Consider the following 15,563-nt stretch of genomic DNA (forward strand, 5'->3'; position numbering starts at 1 on the left):
AATTGTCAGATATTTTACTCAACAATTATACGTTTAACCATTTTTCGGGTACCGTCAGTAACACTAACTAAGTAAACTCCGGCTGCAGCATTGTTTAACTGAATGTTTTCGTTAAAAGTAGCCTGACTCGAATAATTGTTTTCGAATATTTTTCTACCGCTCATATCAAACACATTAACTTTGATATCATTTGAAGCAGCATTGCTGAACTGTATATTGAAATTTCCTTTATTCGGATTCGGGTAAATTGCCAAATCTGAAATTTCATAAGTATTGTTAGCCAAGGTACAACCAAAATCTAATCCCCATGAAACAAGAGTTCCTGTGTTATTAGGATTATTGTCTGTAACTGTTAAAGTCCAGTTCCCTTGAGAAGTTTTACCATTATATCCTGCTAAAGCTGATGCAGATTGTGAAGCATTATGGGTTCCGGTAGCCGGACTGGCACAAGAAATCGAACCGGTTCCATCAGCAAAAGTGATGTCAATACCGGCATATGTAGCACTGTTACAAGTTCTGTTCCACAAAGTTCTGGTTGTTCCGTCCGGGTGAGAAATTTTAACCACTAAATCTCCGATTCTAGCGTGATTGATTTTAAGGTTTATCTTCATGTTACTGATGGTAATATTATCCGGTACATTGATAACAGATGTCGTTACAGCGCCTGCTGTATTAGATGCCGTAGCATCGGCGATAGCAGCATTTGGCGTAGTTGAATAGGTGTAGCAATTAGCTCCTATACTGAACGCTTTTGAATTAACTGCACAATAGATATTGGCCGTTGGCTCAATCAAAATTCTACAGTTTAAGGCACTTATATTAGGTACTGTGATGGTTTCAGAACCATCATTAGGAGTATTACTGGCTAAAACAGTATCGTAGTTTAAACCACCATCTGTAGACAACTTAATGTTTACATTGGCAGAACCTGTTAAAATAGTGGTGTTGGCTACGTTCCAAGTAATTGTCTGAGAGCTGCCTTGTGGCCAGTTGATTCCCGTGGTATTTTGAGATGTCACCACAAATGGACCTGCATTTGCATTAACGGTTACCACCATAGCGTCTGTATTGGTTTGACCACCAAACAGTACATTATCTCTAACAGTCAAAGCAAAGTTAAGAGTTCGGGACACTGTTGAAACTGTTTCCCAAGTAGTAGTCAAGTTCCCCGCCAATACATCACTCAATTGTGGCATATATCTAACATTGGTCAATACGGGTTTTCTGGATCTGAAATTAGGTCCGTTTGTTTTGGTAGGCGATGGGAAAGAACCTGTTGACCCTAACGATGATGACAAACTGGCGTCATCATTTTGCTCCCAACAATAAGTTAAAACCTCATTAGGTGAATCGGAAGCGGTTCCGGTTAGTTTAAAAGCGGTTCCGATAGGAATTGAATAATCAGGCCCTGCACTTACGGTAGGTTTTACATTGGTAAATGCCGGATTTGAAGAGGAATTATACGAAATAGGACAAGTTTTAGAATTCAAATTGGATTGAATTTGATTGATACTTTTATAAGCAAAATAATCATCTGAGTGTGCCTGTACGTCTGTACTTCCGGTGATACCGGCATATCCCATGATGGTTGAACCACTACCCGGCTCCACATTTACTGAGTTATTCTCGGTAGTATGGCTGAACGTATGATTAGCTCCTAATTGGTGTCCCATTTCGTGAGCTACATAATCAATATCAAAAGTATCACCTGCAGGAATACCATCATAAGGAGAAGTGAATCCGCTTCCTTTGCTACCCGCTACACAAACACAGCCAATACAACCGGCATTACCACCTCCGCCCGAGGCACCAAACAAGTGTCCGATGTCATAAGCAGAATCTCCAAGTGTAGAGGTTAATGTACTTTGTAACTGAGCATTCCAGGTAGAAACATACCCGTTAGAAGCCGAGTTACCGGTTCCTAAATCAGCGTCATCATACGGATCTGTACTGCCATCTGTAAAAATAACTGAATCAGTGTTGGCAATAATCAATAATTTTACGGCCAAATCTCTTTCATAAATACCATTAACACGCGTCATAGAAGCATTCATACCGGCTAAGGCACCCTCAACTGTTCCGCCAAAATAAGTGGTATATTCTCCGGTACATGACAATGCTAAACGCATGGTTTTATAAACCTGAGCACTCGATTGAACTGATAAATTAGTTTTATTCAAAGCCTGATTCAACTCAACATCTTCTGTTTTACAGTTGAACGGCAAGTTTGCTTTGGTTCTTGTTTTAGAATCGAACAACACGTAAACAGAGTGGTCTTTGGTGTAAGGCTCGATGAATTCTGTCTCAGAATCTCCTCTGAAAATCATGGTTTGAATTCCTTTCGGATCGAAACTGAAGTGCAAAACTGCAGAAGGATCTGTGATTCCTTTACCCACGTAAGCTCTGATTTGAGGGTATTTTGCCTGTAATCCAGGCTCAAAATTAGAAGATTCCCAAACTAAGAATCGCTCCATTTCTCCCTGAACATTCGGCACTAAAATTTCAACTCCAGGCTGACCCGAAGCTTTGTCAGCAACTTGTGCCAATGCCTGCTTCATAACCTCAAAATTGAACTGTAGTAATTGTTGATTTTCTGAATAAGTAGTATTTCTTATCTTTTCAGATTTAATCGTTGCTTCACTGCCAAGAATTGACCAAGCGTTATTTCGTTGTGAAAACGCTTGACTAATGCTGAAAATGAAAGCAAATAGTAAAATTTTTTTCATGGTGTTTTTTGGTTAAATAAAAGAAGCCAAAGATAATTATCTTTCAACATATTACAAGTCGCAAGCAACTTTTTTGAATGGTTTCTAAATAATTTTAACATTTAGTCGAAAATTCATAATTTTTCAGAAATCCGGCATGTAACAGTTGTAGTCCAATTACCAATGACTAATGATAACAAGTTTGATTGAACTTACCCTACTCTTTTGCTTAAATTGCTGTAAATTGGCATTTTATACCCCCTTAAAAAAGCAATTTTTCAACAGAGCCTCCTAGCTCCAAGTACTATTTTTAACCCCATTATTTCCATTTTTCATCTTGTTTTTATTTGATAAGAAAACTACCCATTACATCTTTAGAACTGAAACGTTACACATCTCTTTATCTGATTTTTACACAATATCAAGATTGCTTCTTTATATACCTGACGATCCAAAAACGGTTTATTGATACCCATCAAAGAAATTGATTATCAAAATTCGACAACATTCCTAATAAACAACCTCTAAACATGTCGTCCTTTATTAATTTGAATTTTTGAAAGCTTTAGTTTACCTTCGCCTCGAATTTGATTCCCTTTGAAAATATTCAATTCCATATCATCCTTCAACAGCTCAAAACCTACCATAGTTACTATTGGTACTTTTGACGGTGTACACTTGGGCCATAAAAAAATACTGGACCAAATTATCGCTAACGCGCACACCCTTGATTGTGAAAGTTTGGTACTTACTTTTTTTCCGCATCCCAGAACCATATTGCAGGAAGGAACCGAAATGAAACAACTCAACACTTTGGATGAAAAAAAAGCCTTACTCGAAAATCTGGGTATTGACAATTTAGTCATCCATCCGTTTGACAAAGAATTTTCAAGACTGACTGCCGAAGAATTCGTCAAAGAAGTACTGGTCGACCGATTCAAACTCAAAAAAATCATCATTGGCCACGATCACCGATTCGGACGAAACCGAACCGCTAATATTGACGATTTAATAGTTTTTGGAGAAACCTATGGTTTTGCCGTTGAACAAATTTCGGCCAAAGAAATCAATGAGGTTTCCATCAGTTCCACCAAAATCCGAAAAGCTTTGGATGAAGGCGATGTAGAATTAGCCAACGAATATCTGGGCTATGACTACACACTGACCGGCATGGTTTCCAAAGGCAAACAATTGGGTAGAACCATTGGCTACCCTACAGCCAACATCAGCATCGAAGAAGATTACAAACTGATTCCTGCTAACGGAGTATACATCGCCAAAAGTTATATTGATGGCGCTCCTGTTTTCGGCATGATGAATATTGGCACCAGACCAACTGTAGACGGTACTTCACAAACTATAGAAATTCACTTTTTTGATTTTGACAAAGACCTCTACAACCAAAAAATCACCATCATACTCCTAAAAAGAATGCGTGCCGAACAAAAGTTCGAATCCCTCGACGCACTCAAAAGTCAGCTGGGAGCCGATAAAGAAATGGCACTCGACTACTTCAAAAAATCACAATAATTTCATTTTTCAGACTTCAAATTAAGCATTTTTCATTCCTTTTGTTAAATTGACACATTAATAAAAGATATTTTCTTAAATTTGATAGAGCATTTTTTTGATTATTCATTTAAAAAATCTATCGCTATGAAACTGCCAAAAGAACTTGCCAACGGAATCCTGATTTTTGCCGGAATTGCACTTTACTTTTTTATCATGGAATTTTCAGGTCTTTCAAAAATCCTGTACCTGAGAGCTCTTAATGCAGCTTTTGTTTTTTATGGTATCAGCCGAACCCTCGATTCCAACATCAAAGAAGGAAAAATAGGGTATGTTTCTAATCTGCTCTCTGCAGCCATCACAGCCATCATCGGAGTGTTGTTGAGCATAGCCGGTTTGCTAACCTACATTTACATGCGCGGAGGCGATGCTTATATCGACCAGCTTTCGGGCGAATTTTTATTCGGAGGAAAACCCACCGCCAACGAATATTGCATCGGAGTTCTTTTTGAAGGAATTGCTTCATCACTCATCTTAGTGTTTGTGGCCATGCAGTTTTGGAGAAAAAAAATGTCAACCGCAAACTAAGCTCCTTTAACTGTCATATAAAATTGTAACTTAATTACAAATTAATTACTTTTGGTGCATCAAAAATGGCACTATGAGTATTACCAGACACAATTGGACGAAAGAAGAAATTATCGCGATATACAACAAACCTCTGATGGATTTGCTTTATGAAGCAGCCACCATCCACAGAGAACATCACGACCCCAACGTAGTTCAAGTATCTACTTTATTATCAATCAAAACCGGAGGTTGTCCCGAAGATTGCGGCTATTGCCCACAAGCAGCCCGTTACCACACCAATATTGAAGGCAACGATTTAATGACCGTAAGCCATGTAAAAGCTCAGGCATTGCGAGCTAAATCCAATGGTTCTTCGCGTGTATGTATGGGTGCGGCTTGGCGTAACGTAAAGGACGGTGAAGAATTTGATCAGGTATTGGAAATGGTAAGAACCATCAACAAACTCGACATGGAAGTGTGTTGTACTTTAGGTATGCTGACCGAAAACCAAGCCAAACGTTTAGCCGAAGCAGGTTTGTACGCCTACAACCACAATTTAGACACCTCTGAAGAATATTATAAAGAAGTGATTTCAACCCGCGGTTTTGAAGACCGTCTGAACACTATAGAAAATGTTCGTAAAACCAACGTTACGGTATGCAGCGGCGGAATCATCGGAATGGGAGAAAGCATCGAAGACCGCGCAGGTATGTTGGTGGCCCTTTCTACGTTAAACCCACAACCCGAATCGGTGCCAATTAACGCATTGGTAGCCGTAGAAGGAACCCCGATGGAAAACGAAAAACCGGTAGAAATTTGGGAAATGATCCGTATGGTAGCCACCACAAGAATCGTAATGCCCGAAACTCAGGTACGTCTCTCTGCCGGTAGAACGGAAATGTCACGAGAAGGACAGGCTATGTGTTTCTTTGCCGGAGCCAATTCGATTTTTGCCGGAGATAAACTGTTGACAACGCCTAATCCCGACGTAAACGAAGACATGAAAATGTTTGAAACACTGGGATTGGCCCCGCAAAAACCATTCATAAAAATAATGCAGCCCAAAACGGTCGAAGCCGAAGACTCCGCTTACCAATCGTTAGGTGAAAAACCAAAATGGTCCAGACCGGGTCACACGATAGAAAGAAACCTCGAAGCATCAACGAAAGGGAAATAAGATTTTAACCATCTTGTTTCACTTTTCGGGAAACCTTTTTTAAATTTGCCTTTAGCCTCAAACTAAAGGCTTTTTTTATCATTCACTTATTAAACGGTCTATGGCGTTAGCACTCACAGAAATTGAACGCGTAAAAACAATTAGCAAAGAGGATTTTTACAACAACTACGTTAAAAAACAAAAACCGGTTGTTGTTGAACAATTAACATCTGATTGGCCGGCCTACGACAAATGGCATTTGAATTACATCAAAGAGGTGGCAGGAAACAAAATCGTTCCGCTATACGATGACCGCCCGGTTTCGCATAAAGATGGTTTCAATGAAGCCCATGCCGAAATGAAAATGGCAGATTATATTGATTTACTGCAATCCAAACCCACCAACTACCGCATCTTTCTTTACAACTTAATGAAAGAAGTTCCGGCACTGAAAGAAGATTTCAAGTGGCCCGATATTGGGCTTAAACTGGTCAAACAATTGCCGATGCTGTTTTTTGGAGGCGAGAACTCAAAAGTGTTCATGCATTACGATATCGATTACTCCAATATCCTGCACTTTCATTTCCACGGAAAAAAGCGATGCATGCTCTTTGCTCCCGACCAAACTCCTTATTTATATAAAGTCCCTCATGCCTTAATCTCAAGAGAGGACATTGATTTTGATGAGCCCGACTTTGAAAAATGGCCGGCCCTGAAAAAAGCAAAAGGATTGGTAACCGACCTCAATCACGGCGAAATGCTCTACATGCCCGAAGGCTATTGGCATTATATGAAATACGTCACCCCTGGATTTTCTATGAGCTTAAGAGCCTTCCCAACCAGCGTGACCAATCTGTCTAAAGCAGCCTATAATGTCTTCATCATGCGCCATTTTGATAACGTCATGCGAAAATGGAAAGGTCAAAAATGGATTGAGTACAAAAACCAAAAAGCAATAGAAAACACCCATAAATACCAATAAAAAAAGGCTGAATGATCAGCCTTTTTTCCTTTTATAATTTACAGTATGATTTTTCGGGTAACAACAGTGCCGTCAGCCAACCTGATTTTAACCAATAGGGTTTGCGGACTTGTAGTAATGTTAGAACGAACCAACGTACTGCCGGCAATCCCTTTAACATCTAAAAGTTGTCTGCCTAAAATGTCGTAAACCGTAACCTGATCCAAGTTCTCTAAATAAGAATTGATGGTCATTTCACCGTTCTTAGCAACAACTATAACATTGCGGTCTAAAGAATCAAAATCGTGATTCCCCAACGTTTCATTAGTATAACGCAACACAAAACGATTGTTAAATATTCCTTTTTCACTGGTAAAAACATAAGGAGCCTGTTTCAAATCATGAATGATACTGAGCTCTTTATCTTCTAAATAAATAGGTGTCTCTTCAGCAAAAATTCCGTCTACCTTTTTAATGGCTATAGTGTGAACTCCGGTCTGAGTAATGTTAATACCCATTGGAACCCTATCCTGATTATCAAACGGGAGCGGACGCCCTTGTATGATAAACGTCTCCCCTTCAATTAACGAATAAAGCGCTACAGTACTGCGCGGTACAAATATTGCATCGTAAAAATGATCTCTTCCCAAAGTAGAAAAAGTAGAATATCCCAGCAAGGTAGTATCCGTTTGATTAGATTGGTTGTTAATAATATCCAGCCAAATCCTGCTTTTTTCTTCCACTGTGCCTAAATCATCAGCCGTGCTGTTGGCAGTATTACCGGCCAGTCTGTAAAAATCAGTATTATTATAAGGAGCATACGGATTGGTAACCGAAGCAGCATCGCTTCGCATACTGTTGTTAAACGTTATGGTAGTATTCGAACCTGCAAACGATTCCGCCATACAAACCATAAAACCTTGTCCTGAAGCAATTTTACCCGAAAAACTGGTATCCGAAGCACCCATTTTATTATACTTGATATAATCGGTTGAATAATAATTTTGGGCAAAATTAGCATAGAAAGGATTTTGAGTCGAATCCGGTTTTTGGCCGTGTTTCCAAACCCAAACCGTTCCTTCAATGGCTCCTGTATTCAATTGTAAAAATTTCTCCGCATCTAAAGCTGAAGGATAAGGGTTTCCTACCAAGTTCCAGTTGTCGTCATACTTGGTGGTATATACTCCCGATGCATTAGTAAAATCAGCCGTAATGGTTCCTTTGGATATCGGAAAAGTAAACTGACCATTGTTAGGCTTACCGGTAAAAGTAGTCAACTGTGAAGTGGGTGCAGCCGGCCTTGCAGGTGAAGAATTAGGAACCCCAATCGCATATCCCTTTCCTTTGGTCATGGCAGGATAGCCCGCTTCGGTAGAAGCCCAGTTCCAATTACCCTGTGTATCCGCGTTGGCATACGTAGTATTCCAAATAAAACGCATTCCATTAGATAAAATATTCGTTTGATCAAAACTAGTAGTAGGCGATGACCAATACACATAATCGCTTTGGTTTACATCAGCATAGCGTTTTACTTTAAAAGTTGAACTGTTATAAGTTCCAACATTGGTATCAGTCTCGTCTACCTGAATAAACTGACCGTTATCCTCTATGGTTAATGTGCCGCTGTGGTCTAATTTTTTGTACGCTTTGATGAATCCGTTAGAGTCAATACTCACGGTTCTTCCTGACTTTATAGTCAAATCACCCGAAGCAATCAAATCGTTAGAAACCGCCGTATCAAAGTTATTATCTAAAATGACATTATAAAAAACTTCGGTGCCTTCATTGGCGATACTGCTGATGACTTGCGGAGTAGAACCCACAAACTGCACCGTTCCGTTTCCTTCAGAAAAAGCCGCGCTGCTCACATTATTAGTCCAGTTACCATATAATTTAATCACCCCGTCAGCCGTAGCCGGGTTGCTGTCATCCATATCTATGGCTCCGGTTGACGAAAGGGTTACGTTGCCGTTTATTTCCAATATGTTACTGGCACTTCCTTCAACTTTTACATCGTATTTTGAAACTGCCAAATCCTTACATTGGGCTATAAAATTAAAAGAACTGGCATTTACAGAGGTAGCATCCACTACGACACCTTGCACCGAGTTGGCACCAACATTAACATTAACGGTCGCATCAGGTACTTTTCGCGATTGCCAGTTAGCACAATCAAACCAATCTGTATTTTTATCTCCAACCCAAACTCCGGCAGAATATCCTCCGGTAAGTATCGTTATTGAAGCCCCATAAAAATTAGGGCCGGCATTATAAGCCGTGTTGTTTGCATACCCGGTCCAGTTCGCAGAATCACTGATACGCGAAACCCAATCTCTCTGCGTGGCTGGTGTCATGGGCCCGGTATATTTATTCAAATCTGCCTGAGTGGTTGGCCAAGTCAGAAAACAATCGAAGTTTTTCGGTTTATCCGAGTTTTTAGTACCTCCGTTCGTAGAATTATCACAAATTGGTGTCCAAACATTTCCTTTAGTATTAAAACCATACAAAAAATTGCCTGAATAAGTGCCTCCGTCAGAAGTAGCGGTATTTGCATTTGTCCCACCAACGTTTCCGCCACTCATGAAAAAAATTTGCTCACCTCCATTATTCAAATCAAAAGAACCTTGTGAGGAAGGTTGTGGTTTCGTACACAACCAATTGGAAGGATCAGGCGAATAAACCGATGGAGCACCACCATTTGGACCAACATTAATCGTAACTATTGATCCTTTAGGCAAGGTGCTGTTTAATCGTTCAAAACGAATCCATCCTTCTGAAATCCCCCATCCATTTGGGGTTCCACACTTCTGATAAGCGTTATCGGTCATGTCTATTCTGGTCCCCGGTGTAATGTCAACAAAGGTTACAAAACTAACCTCATCAGAACCGGTTCCTCCTCCTACTGTATCTGTATTGAAAGCCAATATGGCAATATCTCCCGGCATTAGTGTGGTAATGGTGGTGATATCAAAACTAGAACTTGTACCTGCTGTCAAACCTGCTGCCGAAGCTGTGAGTGTTAATCCCGTACCAGTAGCAGTATGTACTATAGTTGAAAAAGTAGCCACACCCGCTGTCATGGTTACCGGTGTCACAGCATTCATCGTTCCGGTACTGGTTAGTGACACAGTTCCTGTAAATCCTGTATCTATATTACCACAGGCATCAGTGGCTTTTACCACTACTGAACTCATGGTATTATTAATACCCGTACCGGTTGGTTGAGTAGTAAAAGCCAATTTGGTAGCGGTAACATCAATTACATCCGAACCGTTGGCCGAACCAATAGTGGTAAAACTGCTCAACATTCCGGAGCCCGACGAAGAAAAAACCACATTGGCTTTAGCAATTGAAAACCCGAAATCATCACCGTCTACAGCTCCCACCCCTAAAGGACATTTCAACGAAAGACGCAGGGTTAATTTTTTCTGGGTATTGTCACTAACCGAAACGGCCAATCCGGTAAATGATATTTGAGTTGCCGATACTGAACCGCTGGCAACAAATGCGGTTCCATCAAACAAAGCAACCGAATAAATAGCATCCGACCAACTGGCCACCGCATTTCCAACGGTTTTGGTAATAGTCAAACTATTCAATATAGTCGGATATGCATCTGCGTCATTCAAACTAGCTCCTCCGTCGCGTACATAAAACTCCCATACCTTAACGCCGTCTGTGGAACTGGCTATGGTGATGTTATTGACTGTAGTAGAAATCGTGGCTGCTTCCGAACTGGCAACTGCTGCCAAATCAGAATTGCTGTTCACATTAGGAGCAACGGTTAAGGTAGCTGCCGTACTCACCGCAGGCAAAGCACAAGGCACATTGGCAAAAACAATACACTTATACATGTATCCGTTCATCGATAAAGGAACTCCGGTAAGGGTTAAGGTAGCCGTAGTAGCTCCGCTGTATACTCCACCGTTAGTAATATTATTGTAATTTGATCCGCCATCAGTACTTACCTGCCACTGGTACGTTCCCGGATTGGTAGCCGTAACCGTAAAACTGGTATTAGCGGTTTCAATGATAGAAGCGTTCGAAGGATTACCGGTTACAGTCGGATTTTTACTGACCGTTATAGTAGAAGAAACATCAGCAGTTGACCAACAACTACCCGCATAGTTTCTTATGTAGTAAGTGCCCGATGTAGTAACGGTAATATCAGAACTGGCTGGGGTACCTGCCGTATCAGTGCCTAACGAAGTAGTTTGCCAAATACATGTGGCTTTATCCGTACCGTTATAAGTCAAGGTAGTCGAACCACAAGTACTTGAAGCCAGCACTATACTCCCGTTAGGATTGGTAGCAGGGGAACAAGTAGGTGTAACTGTTCCGTTGAAAGTAAAATCGTTTATACTGAAAGTGGTTGTCGCAGCAGCCAACCCGTACGAATAAAATCTAAATGTAATTGCTCCTGTTACACCTTGATACGCTGCTGCAGACAAAGAAATGGTAGTTCCTGTTGTAGTTGGAGTTCCAATATTGCTAGCATATCCATCAACACTACAGCGGAATGCATGACTAGGTGTACCTGACGAGACTTGAGAGGTATAAACAAAACTTACAAAATCTATTTTATACCCCGAATTTGGGGTTAAAGTAAACTCATAATAATCGTTCAAATCGATTGTTGAAGTACTCCACCCCTGTGCATTGTATCTATTTGTAGCATTACTCCCAGTAATTCCTGACCCTCTTCCAATACCACTCACTGTGATATTAGCATCTACTATCTGCCCAGATGTGTACGGGTTTGATGCATTGGGATTAGTTCCGTTTATGGGATTAGTAAAAATCGATTGCCCCCAAGAAAGTCCACTTATCAAAAGCGCTATAAAAAGTATTTTTAGTTTCATTCTACAATGAATTATTTAGTACGTTGATAACCATAAGTGTACGCCTGTCTTTGCGCCGCAAAAAAAGGTTAAGAACTGTCAGTAGAAATGGGGGAAGCAAAACTACATCTAAATTACTAAAATCCAACCGCTTCATATTAAGAAGTTATTAATAAAACGATATGTTTTTTAACATTTAAGAAAAGTAAGTTGAAATTAAAGTTTTTATTTACAATTTTATAGTTTTAGACTGAGTCGATGCAATTATTTTTTATCAGAATAATTTTTCATTTTAAGGCCTCGCTTCCTAAACGGTAATTCGCTACATTTGTGGTTGTCAGCAAACGCCGCCACATGTCCGAAAAAATATCCTTTACCGAAGCCCTAAAAAAACTCGAGCACTATTGCGCCTATCAGGAGCGTTGCCATCAGGAAGTAGCTTCAAAACTAAAACAGTTGGGCATTCAAAAACCCGAAGACGATTTACTGATAGTCAGCCTCATAGAAAACAATTTCCTCAACGAAGAACGCTTTGCCCGCAGTTTTGCCCGGGGTAAACACCGCATCAAGTTCTGGGGCCACAACCGCATCATTACCGAACTCAAAGCACGACACATATCAGCCACCAACATCAAATTAGCCCTAACCGAAATCAGTAATGAGGAATACACAGAAACCTTCGAAAAAATAGCCGAAAAGACCTGGGATAGCATTACCGAGAAAAACCAACTTAAAAAAAGAAAAAAATTCTGCGACTACCTCCTCCGCAAAGGCTGGGAAAGCGATTGGGTATACGAAAAAGTAAAACAGTTAGAAAAAGAATAACCCATCAAAACCAATGTCACCCTGAGCCTGTCGAAGGGCAACCCAAGCAAAATCCCATGAGAAAAACATTGTCACCATGAGCCTGTCGAAGGGCCGAAAAACAAAAAAAATCACAATCAAAAAACCAATGTCATGCTGAGCCTGTCGAAGCACAACCCAAGCAAAACCCAATCAGAAAAACCAATGTCATCCTGAGCCTGTCAAAGGGCAACACCACCGTCTTTCAAAAAAAGTAAATTGTGATTGAAGCGTTAACCTTGTTATTTTGAAACTAAAATACTCACCGCATTACCGCCAAAACCCACGGCGTTAATCAGGACTTTTTTAATTTCTTTTCTGAGAGTTTGGCTTTCGCCAAAAGGTACACCAACGAAGATTTGATGTTGCATCATGAGCAGGGCCAACTCTAAGTTCAAAATCCCCGAAGCCCCAAAAGTATGGCCGATCTTCCATTTATTAGTCGTAAGCATCGGAAGGTGACTGCCAAACGTTTTCTGAATCGCTCGGTACTCCGAAAGATCGCCTTTTACCGTTCCCGGAGCGTGCATCACTACTGCGTCAACGGTATCAAGAGCCGTACCCTCCAAAGCCATCAGCATCGATTTTTGAAAACAATTAGCCTCTTCCGAAATAGAAATATTGTGCTCCAAATCATCGGTTGCAAAACCAATTCCGGTTATATAGCCCAATGCTTTTGCATTTTCACCGGGCTCCAAACATGCCATTGCTGCCCCTTCACCCAATACCATAGAGTTTTTGGTTTTGGTCAAATCAAAGGCACGACAAGGCCATTCTACAGGTTCCGTCTGTTGCTCATCAGGGGTCGCATAAATCTTTAACGCCTGCATTTGGGCCAAAGTAAAGGGAGTCAACGGAGCCTCACTCCCTCCCACCAAAAACTTAGTCGCCAAACCCGATTGCAACCAGGCCACCGCATTCAAGACAGCATGCAAGGCCGTAGAACAAGTAATAGAATGTGAAATCTCGGGTCCTCTGCTTTTTAAATCATGAGCCACCCAAGAAGATATATTGCCCAAAGTAGTTGTAGGCGACGTCAAAGTAGCCGTTTTACCGGTAGTCAAAAACTCTTCGTGAAATTTTTCAAACAACTGAGTAGCCCCGCGAGAAGAACCTATATTTACTCCAAAATCATCGCCTTTTTGCCAACCCGCCTCTTGCATCGCTTTCCTCGAAGTCAGCAAAGCCAATAAAACGGTTTCGTCTAAGGCTTTATATTTAATATCTTCTTTACGCAAAAGTTCCAACTCTGCTTTAACATCCTGCGGAATAGTGGCAACAAACTGCTTTTTCCCCGCAAAAGTTTGAGTCGAAATGAACGTTTCAGGCAAAAGATAATTCTCCCAAATCGCTTCGGGTGTAGACCCCAGAGGCGAAACGGAAGCAAAAGAAGTAATGGCAATCTTGGTTTTCAAAATCGTGTTTTCTGAAGCGCAAAGGTCGTGAAACTCTTCCGTACTTCAGTACAATTTGCCGTGTTTTTGTGCATGAAAAAATCAGCAATCCTTACAGACCCACAAGCAAAATCCAATCAGAAAAACCAATGTCATGCTGAGCCTGTCGAAGCACAACCCAAGCAAAATCCAATCAGAAAAACCAATGTCACCCTGAGCCTGTCGAAGGGCCCAAGAGCCGAAGAGCACTTCAATACGCAAACCGACTAAACCCTAAACCATCTCAACCGCTCGTTCAATAACGCTGTACACCCTGTCAAGCTGTTCATCCGTCATGATATAAGGCGGAATGATATATACAATATTCCCCACCGGACGCAGTATAACCCCATTTTCAATAAAGAAATTATACAACTTGTTGCGCATGCCGCCATAATAACTCTCTTGCCCTTCAGTCTTAATCTCGAGTGCAAAAATCACTCCCAGCACCCGGGTCGTTTGAACTTTGGGATGCTGTTTAATTTGAGCTTCAAAAGCCAAATGCTTAGTATTAATCCGAACAATATTATGTTGCATCTCGGGCGTTTCCAACAAACCTATACTGGCTATAGCTGCAGCACAACACGTTGGATTGGCGGTAAAAGTATGTCCGTGAAACAAAGCTTTGTTCACATCTTCATTATAAAATCCGTCAAACACTTCCTGAGTAAAAGTAGTAATGGCCATCGGAATGGTTCCTCCGGTAAGAGCTTTGGACAAACACATCATATCGGGCTTGTTCACCAAATAATCGGAGGCAAACGTCTTCCCCGTTTTCCCGAAACCGGTCATCACTTCATCAGCAATGGCAAATACCTGATGCTTCCGGCAAATGGCAATCATTTGGTCTAACACTTCCGCCGGATACATAACCATCCCTGCAGCCCCTTGCACTAAAGGTTCAAAAATAAAAGCGGCGTATTCCTCAGTAGCGGTCAATTCCCGCAAAGCATTCAGACTTCTCTCTTCGTTACCGGCTGTAGGCACCGGAATACGCACAACTTCCAACATTGAACCCTGAAAAGCTTCGGTATAAAAAGTAATTCCGCTGGCCGCCATAGCTCCAAAGGTATCCCCGTGAAACGCATCTTCAAAGGCAATAACCTTGGTTCGTTTTTCACCTTTGTTGTAATAGTACTGCAAAGCACCTTTCAAAGCGACTTCCACCGCCGTAGAACCGTTATCGGAATAAAAGATTTTCTTTTGGTTAGAGGGCAAAATAGCGAGTAACTTCTCCGAAAGTTCTACCGCTCGGTTATGTGTAAAACCGCCAAACAGAACGTGCTCCAGCGTAGTAAGCTGTTGGTAAATCGCATCGGCAATCACTTTATTGGAATGCCCAAACGGATTCACCCACCAGGACGCAATGGCATCTATGTATTCTTTACCGCTGTCTTCCCAAAGCAAAGCGCCTTCGCCCTTAACAATGGCAGGCAGTAAGCCCGTGGTTTTGTGTTGTGTATAGGGATGCCAGTTGTAGAGCTGGTCTTTTTCTGATAAGTTCATTTTTTTTAGAGAATATGAGGAGAAACAATAAAATAACAG

10 protein-coding genes are annotated in these 15,563 nt (G+C 41.0%); 6 read left to right on the top strand and 4 right to left on the bottom strand.

Features of this window, described 5'->3' with window-relative positions; translation table 11 throughout:
* Positions 1–14 precede the first annotated feature (14 nt).
* Positions 15–2,726, bottom strand: coding sequence for a zinc-dependent metalloprotease (locus EZL74_RS03320; protein WP_131475167.1), 2,712 nt, complete (start codon positions 2,724–2,726; stop codon positions 15–17).
* Between the two features lie 576 nt (positions 2,727–3,302).
* Here EZL74_RS03320 and EZL74_RS03325 point away from each other — a divergent pair.
* The 4 genes from EZL74_RS03325 (at position 3,303) to EZL74_RS03340 (ending at position 6,922) form a co-directional block, all read left to right on the top strand.
* Positions 3,303–4,235, top strand: coding sequence for a bifunctional riboflavin kinase/FAD synthetase (locus EZL74_RS03325; protein WP_131475168.1), 933 nt, complete (start codon positions 3,303–3,305; stop codon positions 4,233–4,235).
* A gap of 126 nt (positions 4,236–4,361) precedes the next feature.
* The gene (locus EZL74_RS03330) at positions 4,362–4,802 is read left to right on the top strand and encodes a hypothetical protein (protein ID WP_131475169.1); all 441 of its coding nucleotides are present in this window, start codon (positions 4,362–4,364) and stop codon (positions 4,800–4,802) included.
* 73 nt (positions 4,803–4,875) lie between these two features.
* A complete protein-coding gene (gene bioB, locus EZL74_RS03335; protein ID WP_131475170.1) occupies positions 4,876–5,961 on the top strand; it encodes a biotin synthase BioB in 1,086 nt (361 codons plus the stop codon).
* Positions 5,962–6,061: 100 nt separating this feature from the next.
* Positions 6,062–6,922, top strand: a complete 861-nt coding sequence (locus EZL74_RS03340; RefSeq protein ID WP_131475171.1) for a cupin-like domain-containing protein — start codon at positions 6,062–6,064, stop codon at positions 6,920–6,922.
* Between the two features lie 38 nt (positions 6,923–6,960).
* Here the strand turns inward: EZL74_RS03340 and EZL74_RS03345 are convergent, their stop codons facing one another.
* Complete coding sequence (locus EZL74_RS03345; RefSeq protein WP_131475172.1) at positions 6,961–11,763, bottom strand: T9SS sorting signal type C domain-containing protein; 4,803 nt, start codon at positions 11,761–11,763, stop codon at positions 6,961–6,963.
* 333 nt (positions 11,764–12,096) lie between these two features.
* Here EZL74_RS03345 and EZL74_RS03350 point away from each other — a divergent pair, with 333 nt between their 5' ends.
* Positions 12,097–12,567 carry a regulatory protein RecX gene (locus EZL74_RS03350; protein WP_131475173.1) on the top strand — a complete coding sequence of 157 codons (471 nt, stop codon included), beginning with the start codon at positions 12,097–12,099 and terminating at the stop codon, positions 12,565–12,567.
* 260 nt (positions 12,568–12,827) lie between these two features.
* Here EZL74_RS03350 and EZL74_RS03355 read toward each other — a convergent pair whose 3' ends face one another.
* Positions 12,828–14,000 carry a beta-ketoacyl synthase N-terminal-like domain-containing protein gene (locus EZL74_RS03355; protein ID WP_131475174.1) on the bottom strand — a complete coding sequence of 391 codons (1,173 nt, stop codon included), beginning with the start codon at positions 13,998–14,000 and terminating at the stop codon, positions 12,828–12,830.
* Between the two features lie 27 nt (positions 14,001–14,027).
* Between EZL74_RS03355 and EZL74_RS13230 the strand changes: the two genes are divergently transcribed.
* A complete protein-coding gene (locus EZL74_RS13230) occupies positions 14,028–14,249 on the top strand; it encodes a hypothetical protein (RefSeq protein WP_131475175.1) in 222 nt (73 codons plus the stop codon).
* A gap of 3 nt (positions 14,250–14,252) precedes the next feature.
* On the opposite strand, the gene bioA is transcribed toward EZL74_RS13230, so the two are convergent.
* Positions 14,253–15,524 (bottom strand): adenosylmethionine--8-amino-7-oxononanoate transaminase, encoded by a 1,272-nt coding sequence (gene bioA, locus EZL74_RS03365; RefSeq protein WP_131475176.1) that lies wholly within the window; start codon positions 15,522–15,524, stop codon positions 14,253–14,255.
* Positions 15,525–15,563 lie beyond the last annotated feature (39 nt).

The organism is Flavobacterium silvisoli (assembly GCF_004329815.1).
Lineage (GTDB): Bacteria > Bacteroidota > Bacteroidia > Flavobacteriales > Flavobacteriaceae > Flavobacterium > Flavobacterium silvisoli.

What these genes read in the sequence shown, in the direction of transcription:
- EZL74_RS03320 (WP_131475167.1), bottom strand. Translation starts at nt 2,726, where the DNA reads ATGAAAAAAATTTTACTATTTGCTTTCATTTTCAGCATTAGTCAAGCG.
- EZL74_RS03330 (WP_131475169.1), top strand. Translation starts at nt 4,362, where the DNA reads ATGAAACTGCCAAAAGAACTTGCCAACGGAATCCTGATTTTTGCCGGA.
- bioB (WP_131475170.1), top strand. Translation starts at nt 4,876, where the DNA reads ATGAGTATTACCAGACACAATTGGACGAAAGAAGAAATTATCGCGATA.
- EZL74_RS03340 (WP_131475171.1), top strand. Translation starts at nt 6,062, where the DNA reads ATGGCGTTAGCACTCACAGAAATTGAACGCGTAAAAACAATTAGCAAA.
- EZL74_RS03345 (WP_131475172.1), bottom strand. Translation starts at nt 11,763, where the DNA reads ATGAAACTAAAAATACTTTTTATAGCGCTTTTGATAAGTGGACTTTCT.
- EZL74_RS03350 (WP_131475173.1), top strand. Translation starts at nt 12,097, where the DNA reads ATGTCCGAAAAAATATCCTTTACCGAAGCCCTAAAAAAACTCGAGCAC.
- bioA (WP_131475176.1), bottom strand. Translation starts at nt 15,524, where the DNA reads ATGAACTTATCAGAAAAAGACCAGCTCTACAACTGGCATCCCTATACA.